General features: G+C 30.4%; 18 protein-coding genes. 14 read left to right on the plus strand and 4 right to left on the minus strand.

Annotated elements, in window-relative coordinates; genetic code table 11:
- Positions 1-12 precede the first annotated feature (12 nt).
- Both KXZ80_RS05905 and KXZ80_RS05910 read right to left on the minus strand, forming a co-directional pair.
- Complete coding sequence (locus KXZ80_RS05905; protein ID WP_021432533.1) at positions 13-657, minus strand: Crp/Fnr family transcriptional regulator; 645 nt, start codon at positions 655-657, stop codon at positions 13-15.
- A gap of 74 nt (positions 658-731) precedes the next feature.
- Positions 732-1601, minus strand: a complete 870-nt coding sequence (locus KXZ80_RS05910) for a LysR family transcriptional regulator (protein ID WP_038285132.1) — start codon at positions 1599-1601, stop codon at positions 732-734.
- A gap of 209 nt (positions 1602-1810) precedes the next feature.
- Between KXZ80_RS05910 and KXZ80_RS05915 the strand changes: the two genes are divergently transcribed.
- The 10 genes from KXZ80_RS05915 to KXZ80_RS05960 all read left to right on the plus strand — a co-directional run bounded on the left by KXZ80_RS05915 (position 1811) and on the right by KXZ80_RS05960 (position 12112).
- Positions 1811-3184 (plus strand): aspartate-alanine antiporter-like transporter, encoded by a 1374-nt coding sequence (locus KXZ80_RS05915; RefSeq protein WP_021432535.1) that lies wholly within the window; start codon positions 1811-1813, stop codon positions 3182-3184.
- Positions 3185-3224: 40 nt separating this feature from the next.
- Positions 3225-4718 carry an acetyl-CoA hydrolase/transferase family protein gene (locus KXZ80_RS05920; protein WP_021432536.1) on the plus strand — a complete coding sequence of 498 codons (1494 nt, stop codon included), beginning with the start codon at positions 3225-3227 and terminating at the stop codon, positions 4716-4718.
- Between the two features lie 335 nt (positions 4719-5053).
- Positions 5054-6724 carry an acyl-CoA mutase large subunit family protein gene (locus KXZ80_RS05925; RefSeq protein WP_021432537.1) on the plus strand — a complete coding sequence of 557 codons (1671 nt, stop codon included), beginning with the start codon at positions 5054-5056 and terminating at the stop codon, positions 6722-6724.
- A 13-nt stretch (positions 6725-6737) separates the two neighbouring features.
- Positions 6738-7139, plus strand: coding sequence for a cobalamin B12-binding domain-containing protein (locus KXZ80_RS05930; RefSeq protein ID WP_021429170.1), 402 nt, complete (start codon positions 6738-6740; stop codon positions 7137-7139).
- Positions 7140-7152: 13 nt separating this feature from the next.
- Entirely contained in the window at positions 7153-8088 is a 936-nt protein-coding gene (meaB, locus tag KXZ80_RS05935; RefSeq protein ID WP_021432538.1) for a methylmalonyl Co-A mutase-associated GTPase MeaB, read from the plus strand.
- A 15-nt stretch (positions 8089-8103) separates the two neighbouring features.
- Positions 8104-8514: a methylmalonyl-CoA epimerase gene (mce, locus tag KXZ80_RS05940; protein ID WP_021432539.1), complete on the plus strand. Its 411-nt coding sequence runs from the start codon at positions 8104-8106 to the stop codon at positions 8512-8514.
- A gap of 27 nt (positions 8515-8541) precedes the next feature.
- Complete coding sequence (gene mmdA, locus KXZ80_RS05945) at positions 8542-10089, plus strand: methylmalonyl-CoA decarboxylase subunit alpha (RefSeq protein ID WP_021432540.1); 1548 nt, start codon at positions 8542-8544, stop codon at positions 10087-10089.
- A 14-nt stretch (positions 10090-10103) separates the two neighbouring features.
- Positions 10104-10490, plus strand: coding sequence for an OadG family transporter subunit (locus tag KXZ80_RS05950; protein ID WP_021432541.1), 387 nt, complete (start codon positions 10104-10106; stop codon positions 10488-10490).
- A 17-nt stretch (positions 10491-10507) separates the two neighbouring features.
- Positions 10508-10891: a biotin/lipoyl-containing protein gene (locus tag KXZ80_RS05955; RefSeq protein WP_021432542.1), complete on the plus strand. Its 384-nt coding sequence runs from the start codon at positions 10508-10510 to the stop codon at positions 10889-10891.
- A gap of 66 nt (positions 10892-10957) precedes the next feature.
- On the plus strand, positions 10958-12112 hold the full coding sequence (locus KXZ80_RS05960; protein ID WP_035780102.1) for a sodium ion-translocating decarboxylase subunit beta: 1155 nt from the start codon (positions 10958-10960) through the stop codon (positions 12110-12112).
- 80 nt (positions 12113-12192) lie between these two features.
- On the opposite strand, the gene KXZ80_RS05965 is transcribed toward KXZ80_RS05960, so the two are convergent.
- Positions 12193-12453: a DUF1294 domain-containing protein gene (locus KXZ80_RS05965; protein WP_021432543.1), complete on the minus strand. Its 261-nt coding sequence runs from the start codon at positions 12451-12453 to the stop codon at positions 12193-12195.
- A gap of 108 nt (positions 12454-12561) precedes the next feature.
- Positions 12562-12750, minus strand: coding sequence for a hypothetical protein (locus KXZ80_RS05970; RefSeq protein WP_021432544.1), 189 nt, complete (start codon positions 12748-12750; stop codon positions 12562-12564).
- A 177-nt stretch (positions 12751-12927) separates the two neighbouring features.
- Here KXZ80_RS05970 and KXZ80_RS05975 point away from each other — a divergent pair, with 177 nt between their 5' ends.
- Genes KXZ80_RS05975 through KXZ80_RS05990 form a run of 4 tightly spaced genes read left to right on the plus strand, consistent with a single transcriptional unit; the run spans position 12928 to position 16929 of the window.
- Entirely contained in the window at positions 12928-14121 is a 1194-nt protein-coding gene (locus tag KXZ80_RS05975) for an SIS domain-containing protein (RefSeq protein WP_021432545.1), read from the plus strand.
- A gap of 18 nt (positions 14122-14139) precedes the next feature.
- Positions 14140-15015, plus strand: coding sequence for a tagatose-bisphosphate aldolase subunit GatY (locus KXZ80_RS05980; RefSeq protein ID WP_038285137.1), 876 nt, complete (start codon positions 14140-14142; stop codon positions 15013-15015).
- Complete coding sequence (gene pfkB, locus KXZ80_RS05985; RefSeq protein WP_021432547.1) at positions 14993-15931, plus strand: 1-phosphofructokinase; 939 nt, start codon at positions 14993-14995, stop codon at positions 15929-15931. Before KXZ80_RS05980 ends, pfkB begins: the two co-directional genes overlap by 23 nt.
- A gap of 23 nt (positions 15932-15954) precedes the next feature.
- Positions 15955-16929 carry an N-acetylglucosamine kinase gene (locus tag KXZ80_RS05990; protein WP_021432548.1) on the plus strand — a complete coding sequence of 325 codons (975 nt, stop codon included), beginning with the start codon at positions 15955-15957 and terminating at the stop codon, positions 16927-16929.
- Positions 16930-16954: the final 25 nt, after the last annotated feature.

Genomic DNA, 16954 nt, shown 5'->3' on the forward strand with positions numbered 1-16954 from the left:
GAGTAGGATTACCTACTCTGTTATTATATTCCTAAGTTTTTCTATATCAAGAAGCTTCACATAATCATTTGTATAATCAATTAGATTATCATTTTTCATATTTATGAATTCTCTAGATAGAGATGGTCTAGGCACTCCTAAAGTTTCTGCTAGTTTTGTCTTAGTTTTAGGCATTTTTATAAAATTACTATTTTGTAAGTTATACTCATCTAATAAGAAACTCACAATTTTTTGTCTGATGCTTACAAAAGAAATAGTTTTAACTGTTTTATTAAGTTCTACAATTTTATTTGTAATATCATTTAAAAATGATATTAATATGTTTTTGTGATTAGAACAAAAGTCTATAAAGTCATATTTATCAATAAACATTACTTCAGTTTTTGAATTAGATACAACTGTAGCTGGATATATATTTATATCTGAAAAAGTTATGACCTCACCAAATAAATTTCCTTTTGAAAAAGATGACATTAAAATAATTTTATCACCAGGTAAAAATCTTTTAATATCAACACCGCCGTCTAAAATCAAACCTATAGAATTACAAGGATGACCTTCAAGGGCTATTATATCTTCCTTATTATAGTTTTTTATTGTATATTTAGAATCTTTAAATAAATCGAGTATTTCTTTTTTAGTTAAGTTTTTAAACATGATTCCACCTTATAAAAAAATTATTATTAGCCCAATTTAATTAAATTTAAGAATTTAAGATAGGCTTTAATAAATTATAACATAGAGTAGTATTCAACTGCAAAATCTCGAAATTCTTTTGCATATTTACTAATATAATTATCCGGATGCCAAGAAATATTTATGTATCTTTTACAAACAGGGTCTATAACTCTAAGCAACTTTAGAGAATCATCTGCATGTATACCCCATGAGATTTCAGGGATAAAACTTATACCGAGACCAGCAATAATCAATTGTTTAACTATTGAAGGTACATCGCTTTCAAATACTATAGTAGGATTGAAACCTGCATACTTGCAAAGTGAATAAGAAATAGTTCTAAAAGGTTTATTAGATTGAAAACTTATAAAATTTTCATTTGCGATTTCTTCTAAAAATATAGCATTTTTAGTAGCAAGAGGATGGTTAGTAGGCATACCTATAAATAATTCTTCTTCTAATAAGGTTATAGAAAATGGATCATGGACCTCATCTAATGTAGAGGATATACAAAAATCAAAATTTTTATAATCTATTTCACCGTCAACATGCTGAAGAAGTTTAAAGGTAGTGTCGGGATGAGCTTTTTTGAAGTTTAAAATTAAATTAGGCAAGGTATTAGATCCAGCTAGAACTAAAAGCTTTATCTCTGGTTTTGATTGGTTGTTAGTATCGAGAAGTTCCTTAACTCCATTTTCTAAAATTGAAAGTGATTCATTAACCGTTTTTAAAAACATCTCTCCATTTGAATTTAAAATTATCTTTTTTCCATTTCTATCAAACAAATCGACGCCGATTTCCTTTTCTAATGAGTTAATAATTCTACTTAAAGCAGGTTGAACGATATGCAATTTTTTGGCGGCATTAGTCATATGTTGAGTTTTTGCAACTGTTTGAAAATATTTAAGATGAAGGAGTTCCATTTAATAAAATCACCATCCTAGATTATATAATAAATTTGATATAAACATATAACAAACTATGTATTATACATTTATTAAATACTTATATAGAATATTCTTAAAGGCAATATATTTACTAACTTAACAATATTTTATTCAAGCAAGCAAATCAAATCATATCTAATTAACTTTCAGGAATTTATAATAAAAATTTAATAGGAGGAATGCATATGAGTTTTAATTTTGCAGATGTATTTTTAAGCCAATTTATGCTTATGTTCATAGCAATTGTCACGGGACTTATATTTGGAAAACTTAGGTTTGGAAAATTTAAGTTTGGTATATCAGGAGCATTATTCACGGGACTTATAATTGGATGGGGGGCTTTTAAATACGCAGCAAATGTACCTGAAGGTTCTCAAGCGTTTAAGTCTGCACAAGAATTACTATCAGTAGGTGTAGTATCAAGTGATTTTTTTGAAATATTTCTAATATTATTTGTTTGTGCAGTAGGATTATTAGCAGCAAAAGATATGGGTATAGTATTGAAAAAATATGGCCTGAAATTTGTAGTACTTGGTATGATGATAACATGTACAAGTGCCGTAGCAACGTATGGAGCTACATTGTTTAGTGATGACTCAAATCCATATGAAGTATCTGGGGTGTACACTGGAGCACTTACAAGTTCACCAGGGTTAGCAGCGGCAATAGAAACAGCTAGGGGGCATGCAACTCAAAGAGTAGCAGAATTTAATGATATGAACCTAGTAGAAAAAGAACAATTCCTAAAAATGGCGGGAATAAAAGATATACCAAAAGATTTAAATGAATTTAAATTAACAGACGATATAAAGCAACAGTATATAGTAAATGCAGAAGCAAGTATTGGGGCAGGGCATGCGATAGGATATCCATTTGGAGTATTGATAGTTATATTAGCTGTAAATTTCTTCCCAACAATATTTAAAATAGATGTAGAAAAAGAGAAATTGCAATATAAAAAAGAATTAGAGGATGCAAAGAAATCGAGCAATTCATCCAAAGAAATAAAAGAAAGTAAGTTTGATATTTTAGGATTTGTAATAGCATGTACATTCGGATATATAATTGGAAACATAAATATATATCTACCATTTATAGGTTATTTTAGTTTAGGTTCAACGGGTGGGGTTCTGATAGGATCATTAATACTAGGCTATATAGGTAAAGTTGGAAGTATAAGTTTTAGAATGGACTCAAAGGTTCTAGGGGTTATAAGAGATGTTGCATTAGCATTTTTCTTAGCGATTGTAGGATTAAGATATGGATACAAGGCTGTTGATGCGTTAGTAGGAGCTGGAGCATATCTAGGAATTGTTTCTGTTGTAGTTGGAACAGTAGGTATGATGGTTGGATTTTTCTTAGGTAAATATGTACTAAAGATCAATTGGCCAATGTTATCTGGAGCTATATGTGGAGGTATGACATCTACACCTGGACTAGGAGCAGCTGTTGAGGCCTTAGGGGGTGATGAACCAGCTGCAGGATATGGAGCAACGTACCCATTTGCACTTTTAGGAATGGTTATTTTCACTATAATACTTCATAAATTACCGATGTAGTTATTGGATTTAAAATAAAATATGCTAGGAGGGGAAACTTATGGATAAAAGATTAAGATGTGATGAATTAAAAAGCAAAGTAATGAGTGCTAAAGAAGCCGCTAAATTATTTGAGGATAATATGGTTGTAGGAACTAGTGGATTTACACCTGCAGGATATCCCAAAGCAGTACCACTAGCTTTAGCTGATAGAGTAAAAAATGGAGAAAATATAGGTATTACACTTATAACTGGGGCATCTGTTGGACCAGAACTAGACGGAGCTTTAAGTGAACTTGGAATTATAAAAAGAAGGTATCCCTATCAAACAAATTCAAGTTGTAGAAACTCTATAAACAATTCATCTATAAATTATTCAGATATGCATTTAAGTCATACTCCACAATGGGTTAAGTATGGATTTTTTGGGAAGATGGATATAGCATTAGTAGAAGCAGTTGCTATAACAGAAGAAGGATATATAATTCCTTCTACATCAATAGGAAATTCAAATGTATTTGTAGAGTGTGCAGATAAAGTAATAATAGAAATAAATACATCTCAACCAATGGATTTAGAGGGAATTCATGATATTTATAACTTAGAAGCTCCTCCAAATAGAAAGCCAATTCCATTAGTCAAACCTGATGATAAAATAGGAACTCCATATATTATTTGTAATAAAGATAAAATAGCAGCAATAGTATATACAGATATAAAAGATAAAACAAGATCTGTTGCACCTATTGATTCAGTATCAGAAAAAATGGCTAAAAATCTCATAAGTTTTCTAGAAAAAGAAGTAGAAGCTAAGAGACTTCCAAAAAATTTATTACCTCTTCAGTCTGGAGTTGGAAGTGTAGCAAATGCAATTCTTGGAGGTCTGGTAGAATCAAAATTTGAAGACTTAGTAGTGTATTCAGAAGTAATACAAGATAGTGTTATAGATTTAATAGGATGTGGAAAAGTAAGATTTGCATCGGGGACATCATTAACTATATCTCCAGAAAGACTAGATAATTTTTATGAGAATTTTAGTAAATATAAAGATAAATTAATTCTTAGACCTCAAGAGATAAGTAATAGTCCTGAAGTTGCTAGAAGATTAGGCGTAATAGCTATAAATACTGCAATAGAAGTAGATATATATGGAAATGTTAATTCAACTAATATAATGGGTAGCAGAATGATGAATGGAATTGGAGGATCAGGTGATTTTTCAAGAAATGGTTATTTAACTATTTTTACAACAGAATCAATAGCTAAGGATGGAAAAATATCTAGTATAGTGCCTATGGTATCACATCATGATCATACAGAACATGATGTAATGGTAATTGTAACAGAACAAGGTGTAGCAGATTTAAGAGGACTATCTCCAAAGGAAAGAGCAGAAGAAATAATAAAAAATTGTGCACATCCTGACTATAAAGATGCTTTATATGATTATTTCAATAGAGCTTGCGAAGGTAAGTATAAACATACACCACATATTTTAGAAGAATCTTTATCGTGGCATAAAAAATTTCTAGATGATGGAAGTATGATTAAATAAAAATTAAAATTTTTTATTATAATAATGAAGAAAAATAAGTAATAGTTGCATTGTAAGTAGATAAATTCAATCAAAACATATGTGAATTGATTGAATTTATCTATATTTTCAAAATTAAAGTTTGACAGTATGAAAGATTAAATTTTGAAAATTTCAAATTTTAAAGTGTAATTCAGTGATGAAATAAAACTTGCATAAAAACGATTGCAATCTTAGGTGAAGGTATGTAATAATTTTAGTGAAGGGGTATTTATTAAAAATTTATATTAAAACTTAATATATATAATCTCTAAAAAATCATAATTGCTTAGAGATAAAGAATAGGGGGAGTTCATATGACGAAAAACAAGGAACAAATTCAAGAGAGCTTTAATAAATGGGAGGAAGGAAAAGTTAATAAGTCTATAGCTAGATTCCCAGAAAGAAAAGAAAAATTCGAGTTTGACACAGGGCAAGAAATGAAAAGGTTATATACACCATTAGATGCAGAATTTGATTATGAAAATGATCTAGGATATCCAGGCCAGTATCCATATACAAGGGGTGTTCAACCTACAATGTATAGAGGAAAATTCTGGACTATGAGAATGTATGCTGGGTTTGCAACAGCAGAAGAATCAAATCAAAGATATAAATATCTAATAGATCAAGGATCTATGGGGCTTTCAGTAGCATTTGACCTTCCGACTCAAATGGGTTATGACTCAGATGATGCAATATCAGAGGGAGAAGTTGGAAAAGTTGGAGTTTGTATAGATTCATTAGCAGATATGGAAATATTATTTGATGGTATACCTTTAGACAAGGTATCAACATCAATGACTATAAATGCACCAGCATCAGTACTTTTAGCAATGTACATAGCAGTTGCTGAAAAGCAAGGAGTTTCAGCTGACAAATTAAGAGGTACGATACAAAATGATATATTAAAAGAATATGTAGCAAGGGGAACATATATATTCCCAGTAAAACCATCCATGAGATTAATAACTGATATATTTGAATATTGTTCAAAAGAAGTACCTAAATGGAACACGATAAGTATATCAGGTTATCATATAAGAGAAGCAGGATCAAATGCAGTTCAAGAAGTAGCCTTTACATTAGCTGATGGTATAGCATATGTAAACTCAGCTATAGCAGCAGGTTTAAATGTAGATGACTTTGCACCTAGATTATCATTCTTCTTCAATGCACATAACAACTTATTAGAAGAGGTTGCAAAATTTAGAGCAGCAAGAAGAATATGGGCAAAAGTTATGAAAGAAAGATTTAAAGCGACTAATCCAAAATCATGGGCACTTAAGTTCCATACTCAAACAGCTGGTTGTACACTTACAGCACAACAACCTGAAAATAACATAGTCAGAGTGGCAATTCAAACATTAGCAGCAGTACTTGGAGGTACTCAATCATTACACACAAATTCAAAAGACGAAGCCCTAGCACTTCCAACAGAAGATTCAGTAAGAGTAGCACTTAGAACACAACAAATTGTAGCACACGAAAGTGGAGTAGCGGATAGTATAGATCCACTAGCAGGTTCTTATTATATAGAAAGTCTAACTAACCAAATAGAAGAAGAAGCATTAAGATTAATAGAAAAAATAGATGAATTAGGTGGAGCACCACAAGCTATAGAAAAAGGATTTATACAACAAGAAATAATGGATAGTGCATATAGATATCAAAAAGAAATTGAAAATAACGATAGAATTATAGTTGGAGTTAATAAATTCCAAATAGAAGAACAATCTCCAAAAGGATTATTAAAAGTTGATCCAATGGTTGGAGAAAGACAAAAAGAAAAGATACAAGAACTTAAAGAAAGAAGAAATGGTGAAAAAGTTAAACAAGCTCTAGAAGCACTTAGAAAAGCTTGTAATTCTGATGAAAATGTAATGCCATATATATTAGAAGCAGTTAGAGAATATGCTACATTAGGAGAAGTTTGTGGCGTTATGAGAGAAGAGTTTGGTGAATATAAACAAACGGTTATGATATAGGGGGTATATTGATATGAGACCAATAAGAGTATTAGTTGCAAAACCAGGATTAGATGGACATGATAGAGGAGCTAAAGTAATAGCAAGAGCATTAAGAGATGCTGGTATGGAGGTTATATATACAGGGCTTAGACAAACTCCAGAACAAATTGTAGCAGCAGCTATACAAGAAGACGTTGATGTTGTTGCAATGAGTATATTATCAGGAGCTCATAACCACTTACTACCGAAAGTTGTAGAATTGTTAAATGAAGAAGAAGCTGATGATATATTAGTAATAGGTGGAGGAGTAATTCCTGAAGATGATATTCCATACTTAAAAGAAAAAGGAATTGCAGAAATATTTACTCCAGGAACTCCAACTTCAATGACTATAGACTTTATTAGAGAGAATCTTAAAAGAGCATTAGCTTAAAAAGGAGATAAATATGAAAGATATAGTGAATAGGGTACTAGAAGGCAAAAAAAGAGATTGTGCTAGACTTATCACTATTGTAGAAAATGAGCAGCCTGGATATGAAGATGCTTTAAAAGACATATATAAACACACTGGAAGGGCCTATGTTATAGGGATAACAGGTCCTCCTGGTGCTGGAAAATCTACTTTAACTGATAAGTTAGTTAAACTTATAAGAAAAGAGGGTAAAAAAGTAGGAATTATAGCAATAGATCCAACAAGTCCCTTTACAAAAGGAGCTATACTTGGGGATAGAATCAGAATGAATGACTTAAATACAGATAAAGATGTATTTATAAGATCTATGGGAACAAGAGGAAGTTTAGGTGGACTATCTAATGCAACTCAAGCTGCTATAAAAGTTTTAGATGCTTATGGATGTGAGTATATATTTATAGAAACTGTAGGGGTTGGCCAATCAGAAATAGATATAGTTAAAACTGCAGATACAACTCTTATTGTCATGGTACCAGGTTTAGGTGATGATATACAGGCAATAAAAGCTGGAGTTATGGAAATTGCGGATGTATTTGCAGTAAATAAGGCAGATAAAGATGGAGCAAAGAGAACATCATTAGAGATAGAAATGATGTTAGACTTTAAGAAAGATTGGGAATTTAGACCACCTGTAAGTTTAGCTATTGCTGAAACTGGTGATGGAATAGATAAAGTTTATGAAAATATATTGAAACATAGGAAGTTTTTAGAAGAAAGCAATAAATTAAATGAAAAAAGATTAGAAAGAAATAGAATTGAAGTTAAGGAATTAGTCCAAAAGAAAGTATCTAGCTTAGTTAAAAATTTAGAGTATACAAAAGAGGTTGATGATTTATTATTAAAAACTATAAGTAAAGAAATTGACCCATACTCTATAAGTAATATGTTATTTGAAAAAGTTACAAAATAACAAGGGGGAGTAGTTATGGATATATTAAGAGTTGATCATGTAGGAATAGCGGTTAATAACTTAGAGGAAACTTTAAGGTTCTATGAAGATGTACTGGGATTAAAATGCCAAGGAACTGAAATTGTTGAAGATCAAAAGGTAAAAGTAGCTTTTTTACCAGTTGGAGATACAGAACTTGAACTATTAGAATCTACAACAGAAGATGGACCAATAGCTAAATTTATAGCAAAAAATGGTGGACGTGGAGGAATACAACACGTTGCAGTTAGAGTTGACAATATAGAAAAAGCTATAGAAGAAGTTAAGGCTAAGGGATATAAAATGATAGATGAAAAACCAAGATATGGAGCTGGTAATGCTAAAATAGCATTTTGCCACCCAAAAGGAACAGATGGAGTTTTATTAGAACTAAGTGAAAGAAATTAAATATAACAAAAATTTGGGGGTGATTTTGTGTCACAAGAAAAGTTAAATTTACTTTATGAAAAAAGACATAAAATAGAACAAGGTGGGGGACAAAAAAGAATAGATAAACAACATTCATCAGGCAAATTAACTGCAAGAGAAAGATTAAATCAATTATTTGATGAAAATACATTCGTTGAATTAGATGCATTTGTAAAACATAGATGTACAAATTTTGGAATGGAAAGCAAGGAAATACCAGGAGAAGGTGTAGTTACAGGATATGGTAAAGTGGAAGGCAGATTAGTTTGTGCATTTGCACAAGACTTTACTGTGCTTGGCGGGTCACTAGGGGAAATGCATGCGAAAAAAATTGGAAAAGTTATGGATACTGCTTTAAAGCTAGGAGCACCTGTTGTTGGACTTAATGATTCAGGAGGAGCTAGAATTCAAGAAGCTGTTGATGCACTTGCAGGATATGGAGAAATATTTTATAAAAACACAATTGCATCAGGTGTAGTTCCTCAAATTTCTGCAATAATGGGGCCTTGTGCAGGAGGAGCTGTTTATTCTCCAGCATTAACAGACTTTGTATATATGGTAGATAAAACTAGTCAAATGTTTATAACAGGACCTCAAGTTATAAAAACTGTTACTGGAGAAGAAGTAACAGCTGAAGAATTAGGGGGAGCATCAACTCATAACACAACTTCTGGAGTTGCTCACTTTATGGCTTCAAATGATGAAGATTGTATAGCTCAAATAAGAAAATTATTATCGTTTCTACCTTCCAATAACTCTGAAAAAGCACCTATAGTAGAATGTCAAGATGATCCAAATAGAAAAAATGATGCTTTAAATAGTATAATACCAGATGGTTCAAATAAACCGTATGATATGAAAGAAATTATATATGAAATAATAGACGATGGTGATTTTTATGAAGTTCAACCATTCTTTGCTCAAAATATAATAACAGGTTTTGCAAGAGTAAATGGTGAAAGTATCGGAATAATTGCAAATCAACCAAAGATTATGGCTGGATCACTTGATATAAATGCATCAGATAAATCATCAAGATTTATAAGAACTTGTGATGCTTTTAATATACCTATACTTAGTTTAGTTGATGTACCAGGATTTTTACCAGGAACATCTCAAGAATATGGAGGTATAATCCGTCATGGTGCAAAAATGCTTTACGCATATAGTGAGGCTACAGTTCCTAAAATTACATTAATAACTAGAAAAGCTTATGGTGGTTCGTACCTTGCAATGTGTTCTAAAGATTTAGGAGCTGATATGGTATTTGCTTGGCCAACAGCAGAAGTTGCAGTTATGGGACCTAGTGGAGCTGCCAATATAATATTTAAAAATGATATTAAAAATGCTAAAGATCAAAAAGAAATGAGAGAAATAAAGATAAAAGAATATACAGATGAATTTGCAACTCCATATAAGGCGGCTGAAAGAGGATATATAGATGATGTAATAGAACCTTCATTATCTAGAATAAGAATAGCAGATGCTATTGATACATTAGCATCTAAGCGTGAAGAGAGACCTCCTAAAAAACATGGAAATATACCTTTATAGGAAGGTGGTAAATTATGAATATTAGCCAATTATTAGAAGCTTTAAAAGATCCTTCAGCTTCAATTTCAATAGGGGAAAAACTTTTAGCAGGAGTTTGTGTAGCGATTCTTTCAATGGCAGTAGTTTTTATAGTTTTAGTTATAATATCTCTTATAATAAAAATACTGCAAGTAGATAGAACTGAAAAACAAAAAACCGTAGTTAACGTAGAACCAATTCAAGAAGCTTCGATTGAAAATAAAAGTAGTAATGAAAATATAGAAGAGTTAGTTTCAGTTATAACTGCATCAATTGCAGCAGCTACAGGAAATAGTACAAATAATATAATAGTTAGAAAAATACAAAGAACTAATAATAATAAATCAAGTTGGGAAAGAATGCCTAAAAATATTACAAAGTAAAACAGGGGGAGTTTACGATGATAAAAAAATATAATATAACTGTAAATGGAAATACATACGAAGTAGAGGTGGAAGAGCTAGGCAGTCAGGCATCTGTGCAAAGACCACAAGTAGCAACTCAACAAGTGCAGCCACAAGCAGCGCCAAAAGCGCAACCTAAGCAAACTCAAAATGCACCGTCTGCTGGAGGAGGAACTATATCAGCACCTATGCCAGGAACAATAAATGATGTACGTGTAAAAGTTGGAGATAGTGTTAAAAAAGGGCAAGTATTAATAATACTAGAAGCTATGAAAATGGAAAATGAAATAATGGCAAGTTCTGATGGTACAGTTAAGTCAGTTGATGTATCAAAAGGAGCGTCTGTAAGCGCAGGGGATGCTTTAATAACTATAGGTTAAATAATTACAAATTTTTAAAAGGGGGACTTACCCGTGGGAGAAGTTATTAATAATTTTATTCAATCAATGGGTATTGTTAATATGGATTGGCGACAAATTGTAATGATATTAATCGCCTGTGTATTATTATATTTAGCAATAGCAAAAGGATTTGAACCGTTATTATTAGTGCCTATAGCTTTTGGTATGTTACTTACAAATCTTCCATTAGCAGGTGCTATGAACACACCAATTTCATCTATAAATGATGTTTCACTTACACAAGAATCAATAAATGGATCAATTGCAACCAAGACTCCGGGAGGGTTACTTTACTATCTATACCAAGGATGTAAACTGGGTATATTCCCACCGTTAATATTCTTAGGAGTTGGAGCAATGACGGACTTTGGACCAATGATATCTAATCCAAAGAGTATATTATTAGGTGCTGCAGCACAGTTTGGAATATTTTTTACATTTATAGGTGCACTAGCTTTAGGCTTTACAGGATTAGAAGCATCTTCTATAGGAATTATAGGAGGAGCAGATGGACCGACTGCAATTTATTTAACAACAAAGCTAGCACCTCACTTATTAGCACCTATAGCTGTTGCAGCGTATTCGTATATGGCTTTAGTTCCAATAATACAGCCACCTATAATGAAAGCTTTAACAACTAAGGAAGAAAGAAATATAATAATGAAACAATCAAAGCCAGTATCTAAAAAAGTTAAAATTATATTCCCTATAGTAGTTACTATAGTAGTATCTTTATTATTACCATCAGCAGCTACATTAATAGGACTACTAATGTTTGGTAATTTACTTAAAGAGTGTACAGTTACTGATAGACTTTCAGATACGGCAACTAATGCTTTAATGAATATAATTACAATATTTTTAGGGTTATCTGTTGGAGCATCAGCAGAAGCTCAAGTTTTCTTAAGTGCACAAACTATAAAAATATTTGCACTTGGAATAATTGCATTTAGTATAGGAACAGGATCGGGAGTACTTTGTGCTAAGTTTATGAATAGATTTACAAAGGATAAAGTAAATCCACTTATAGGAGCAGCTGGAGTATCAGCAGTACCTATGGCAGCAAGAGTTGCGCATAAGGTAGCTCAAGAAGAAAATCCAGGAAACTTTATACTTATGTATGCTATGGGACCTAATGTTGCAGGTGTAATAGGATCTGCTGTGGCAGCCGGAATATTACTAAGTTTATTCGGAGGATAAAATAAAAAGGATGTCTTAAAATATTTTAAGACATCCTTTTTATAATTAAGAAAATTATGTTTACTAAAAATATGGATAATCTATGAAACTAAAAAATAATATAAAACTATATTAATTATTATACAAATAGGAACTCCTATAGTAAATTTATTATGTTTTGTTTTATGTCTAAATGTATACATTCCTAGATATGTACCTAGTGCTCCTCCAATTAAAGATAAAGTCATAAGGGTTGATTCAGGGACTCTCCATTCATGTTTAATTGCTCTTTGTTTATCTATGTACATAAGTAAAAATGATATACAGGATATAATTAAAAAATATATGTTGAAAATTTTCATTATAACCTCCTCATAAATTTATTTAAACATTTAAATCATATCATAAAAACAAAAAAATCAAAATAAAAACTAGATTATAAAATATAATCTAGTTTTTGTTTTTGTGAATTAAACAATAGGTTCTTTAACTTTGTTATTATAATTTTCATTTTCTATATCTGAATCTAAAAAAATTGAATTTAAAATCTCTGGGTTTTGACAATCTAAAATTAAATCAACTTTTTTTATCAATTCACATCCAACTGTATAAATATCATTGTTTCTTTCCGCTTTGTTTGAAGTTAATAAATAAAACATAATTATCCTCCTAATCACTTGTAATAGGAGGATTGACAATTGAATTAATAATTATTCAATAAATATAAAAATTGATAAAAACGTATAAAAGTACAAAACGTAAGTACGAAATTGCAAATACTTATTAAACTTAAATCAATACAATATTAATATAAAGAATAATAAGGAGGAGTACAATTGGAAGCTATATCTAAAAAAATATTGGGGATAGACATAGAAACATTAGAATCTTGTAAGGGATTAAACACTGCAAAAGAAATATCACAGCAAGCTAGAGTATGGAGAGAGGCTGCAAGTAATTTATATGATAATAAGGATGATATAAAAGAGTTTATTGAAGATGTTACTAGTAAAAAAAATTGCAGAATTATATTAACAGGTGCTGGAACATCTGCATTTGCAGGAGAAACTTGCGAACCTTATTTAACAAAATTATTAAACAAAAAAGTGGAAGCAATAGCTACAACAGACTTAGTTTCAAGTCCTAGTAATTACCTTATAAAAGATATACCAACTATTTTAGTTTCATTTGCAAGATCAGGTAATTCACCAGAGAGTGTACACGCAGTAAAATTAGCAAATGAAATTATAGATGATTTATACCAAATCATAATAACTTGTAATGAAAATGGTAAATTGGCATTAAATACGAAAGATGATGAAAAAAGTTTATTACTTCTTATGCCATCAGAGACAAATGATTTAGGCTTTGCAATGACAAGTAGTTTTACAACTATGGTTTTAAGTTGTTTAGGAGTATTTAATATTGAAGAAATTGAAATGTTTATAGAAGATACACAAAATCTTTCAAAATCTGTAGAAAAATTTATAGAAACAAATTTAGAATCAATAGATAAACTAGCAAAAGAAAAATTCGAAAGAATAATATATTTAGGTTCTGGAACAAGTAAAGGCATAGCTAGGGAGAGTGCACTGAAAGTTTTAGAGCTAACAGCTGGTAAAGTAAATGCAAGTTATGATACGCCTTTAGGTTTTAGACATGGGCCTAAATCCGTTATAAACGATGAAAGTATAACTGTAATTTATATATCAAATGAAAATTACACTAGGCTTTATGATTTAGATTTGGCTAAAGAAATGTTAGCGCATAGAAAAAAAGATAAAGTTGTATTAATAGGTTCAAACATAAATCAAAATTTAAAAGATAAAGCTGACTATGTATTTAATATAGAAAATATTGATTACAACATAGAAAATGAAGCCTTACTTCCATTACAACAAATAATATTTGGGCAGATATTATCATTTTTAAAATCTAAAGAGTTAGGGATTACACCAGATAATCCATGTCCAACAGGAGAGGTAAACAGAGTAGTACAAGGGGTTATACTACATGATTTAAATAAATAAAAATAGGGGGCAAGGAATATGAGTTTGTTATCGACTAAAGAAATTTTGATTAAAGCTCAAAAAGAGGGATACGCAGTTCCGGCTTTTAATATACACAATTTAGAGACAATACAAGTTGTTTTAGATGCAGCTAGAAAATTAAAATCACCAGTTATTTTAGCTGCAACACCGTCAACTGTAAAGTATGCAGATGAAAATTATCTCTTAGCTATAATTGAAAAAGCAAGTGAGCTAAACAATATACCATTAACATTTCATTTAGATCATCATGAAAATGTAGAAGATATAAAAAGAATAATAAAGCTTGGGTGTAAATCAGTTATGATAGATGCATCGAAGCACGAGTTTAGAAAGAATATAGAAATTGTAAAAGATGTAGTTGAGTTTGCTCATTTATATGGAGCTACCGTAGAAGCTGAATTAGGAAAGCTTGGTGGAATAGAAGATGATTTAAATGTAGATGAAAAGGATGCATTTTTAACAGATCCAAAAGAAGCGTGTGAATTTGTAAAAAAGACAGGCGTAGATTCATTAGCAATAGCAATTGGAACAGCTCATGGTCTTTATAAAAGTGAACCAAAATTAGATTTTGATAGATTAGAAAAAATTAAAAATATGGTTGAGGTACCATTAGTTCTTCATGGTGCGTCTGGAGTTCCTTATGAATCAGTTCAAAAATCAATTGAAAAAGGTATATGTAAAGTAAATATAGCGACAGAACTTAAAATACCTTTTTCAAATGCTATAAAACAATATTTTAATGAAAATCCTAATGCATCTGATCCAAGACAATACCTAGTGCCTGCAAAGAATGCTATGTATGATGTTGTAGTTGAAAAAATAAAGATGTGTAAGAGCGAAAACAAAGCGCATGATATCAGTTATAACATTTAATCCATCTATAGATAGATTATATAAATTAGATAAATTTGAAATTGGTTCTGTCCAAAGGGCTGATTTAGTTAACCCAACTGCAGGCGGAAAAGGGTTAAATGTAGCAAAAGTTCTAAAAAATCTGGGGGAAGATGTTAATTGTATAGGATTTTTAGGTGGATTTAATGGTGAATATATAAAATCTAAATTAAAAGATATAGGAATAGAAAATAAATTTACACATATACAAGAAGAGACTAGAATTTGTTTAAATATAATGGATTCAAACAATGTAAGTACAGAGGTGTTAGAAAAAGGTCCAAATATAAGTAAAGAAGAAATTCATAGATTTGAGAAAGACTTGGAAGAAGTTTTAAAAGATACACATGTTTTAGTTGCATCAGGCAGCTTAGCAAAGGGCTTGCCAACAGATTATTATTTTAAAATTGGAGAAATATGCAATCAAAGAAATATAAAGTTTATCTTAGATAGTAGTGGGGAAAGTCTTAGATTAGGGATGAACTCAAGTCCATATCTTATAAAACCTAATATTGATGAACTAGAAAGTTTAAGTGGATTAAAAATAAAAAGTATAGAAGATATTATAAGTGTAGCAGAAAGTATGCTTTCAATTGGAGTAAAAAATATATGTGTATCAATGGGAAAAGATGGAATGGTGTTTATAAATAAAGATTATATATATAAAGTTGAAATACCTAAAATAAAGGTTATAAACCCTGTTGGAAGTGGAGATTCTAGTATAGCTGGTTTTGCTTTAGGAATATCTAAAGGTTATGATTTAGAAAATACTTTGAAATTAGCAAATGCATGTGGAATGTCAAATGCAATGAACATATCTACAGGATCTATAAATTTAGATGATATTAATAAATTTATAGATGAAATTAAAGTAAATGAATATGTTAAAAAAACTTAATCTACCAATATAGGAGGGCGTATATGTATTATATAGGGGTAGACGGTGGAGGTACAAAAACTACATTTACCATGATAAATAATATGGGGGAAAAAATTACACAATATACAACGAAAACGACTCATTATGAGCAAGTAGGATTTGATGGATTAGAAGATGTATTGAACGAAGGATTAAGTAAAGTTATAGAAAAATCAAACGTAGATATTGAAAAAATAGATAGTGTTTTTCTTGGTATTCCTGGATATGGAGAAGTTAAAAGTGTTGTAAAAAAAATAAATTGTATATGTGAACGAGTATTTAATAAAATTGACTTTAGAATTGGAAATGATGTAGAAGCTGGGTTTGAAGGTTCTCTAGCAGGTAAACCTGGAATAAATATAGTTAGTGGAACGGGCTCGATTGCACTTGGAAAAGATTTATATGGAAATACAATAAGATGTGGTGGATGGGGAGATTATGTAGGCGATGAAGGATCTGCACATTGGATAGGAAAAAAAACTATCGAAGTATTTTCAAAAGAAGCTGATAAAAGACTAAATAGAGGTTTGATTTATGAAAAAGTTAGGGAATATTTAGAGATAGATGATGATTTTGAAATAATTGACTATGTTTTAAATAAAATAAATAAAGATAGAACTCAAATTGCACAGTTTTCTAAAATATGCTTTGAAAGTGCTAAATTAAATGATGAAAATGCATTAGAGATATTTAATTTAGCTGGATATGAGCTTAGTTTATTAGTAAAGATGATAATAAATGAATTGGAATTTGAAGACGAAATAACTATATCTTATTCAGGGGGAGTATTTAAAAGTGGAAACTTAATTATTAACCCTATAAAAAATAATTTAAGCGGATATAATGTAAAGCTTATAAAACCTATATTAGAACCAGATATGGGAGCGTGTTTACTAGCTTATAAAATAAAAAATAATCATGTAAGTAATGAAGTTTTAAATAATATGATTAATAAAACTGAATATAGTTTTTCATAAAATAAGGAAGGTAATTTTACCTTCC

The sequence above is a fragment of the Paraclostridium bifermentans genome (assembly GCF_019916025.1).
GTDB classification, from domain to species: Bacteria; Bacillota; Clostridia; order Peptostreptococcales; family Peptostreptococcaceae; genus Paraclostridium; species Paraclostridium bifermentans.

Excerpts from the sequence above, each read along its gene's own strand:
- KXZ80_RS05905 (WP_021432533.1), bottom strand. The coding sequence starts at position 657 with ATGTTTAAAAACTTAACTAAAAAAGAAATACTCGATTTATTTAAAGAT.
- KXZ80_RS05910 (WP_038285132.1), bottom strand. The coding sequence starts at position 1,601 with ATGGAACTCCTTCATCTTAAATATTTTCAAACAGTTGCAAAAACTCAA.
- KXZ80_RS05915 (WP_021432535.1), top strand. The coding sequence starts at position 1,811 with ATGAGTTTTAATTTTGCAGATGTATTTTTAAGCCAATTTATGCTTATG.
- KXZ80_RS05920 (WP_021432536.1), top strand. The coding sequence starts at position 3,225 with ATGGATAAAAGATTAAGATGTGATGAATTAAAAAGCAAAGTAATGAGT.
- KXZ80_RS05925 (WP_021432537.1), top strand. The coding sequence starts at position 5,054 with ATGACGAAAAACAAGGAACAAATTCAAGAGAGCTTTAATAAATGGGAG.
- KXZ80_RS05930 (WP_021429170.1), top strand. The coding sequence starts at position 6,738 with ATGAGACCAATAAGAGTATTAGTTGCAAAACCAGGATTAGATGGACAT.
- meaB (WP_021432538.1), top strand. The coding sequence starts at position 7,153 with ATGAAAGATATAGTGAATAGGGTACTAGAAGGCAAAAAAAGAGATTGT.
- mce (WP_021432539.1), top strand. The coding sequence starts at position 8,104 with ATGGATATATTAAGAGTTGATCATGTAGGAATAGCGGTTAATAACTTA.
- KXZ80_RS05950 (WP_021432541.1), top strand. The coding sequence starts at position 10,104 with ATGAATATTAGCCAATTATTAGAAGCTTTAAAAGATCCTTCAGCTTCA.
- KXZ80_RS05955 (WP_021432542.1), top strand. The coding sequence starts at position 10,508 with ATGATAAAAAAATATAATATAACTGTAAATGGAAATACATACGAAGTA.
- KXZ80_RS05960 (WP_035780102.1), top strand. The coding sequence starts at position 10,958 with ATGGGTATTGTTAATATGGATTGGCGACAAATTGTAATGATATTAATC.
- KXZ80_RS05965 (WP_021432543.1), bottom strand. The coding sequence starts at position 12,453 with ATGAAAATTTTCAACATATATTTTTTAATTATATCCTGTATATCATTT.
- KXZ80_RS05970 (WP_021432544.1), bottom strand. The coding sequence starts at position 12,750 with ATGTTTTATTTATTAACTTCAAACAAAGCGGAAAGAAACAATGATATT.
- KXZ80_RS05980 (WP_038285137.1), top strand. The coding sequence starts at position 14,140 with ATGAGTTTGTTATCGACTAAAGAAATTTTGATTAAAGCTCAAAAAGAG.
- pfkB (WP_021432547.1), top strand. The coding sequence starts at position 14,993 with ATGATATCAGTTATAACATTTAATCCATCTATAGATAGATTATATAAA.
- KXZ80_RS05990 (WP_021432548.1), top strand. The coding sequence starts at position 15,955 with ATGTATTATATAGGGGTAGACGGTGGAGGTACAAAAACTACATTTACC.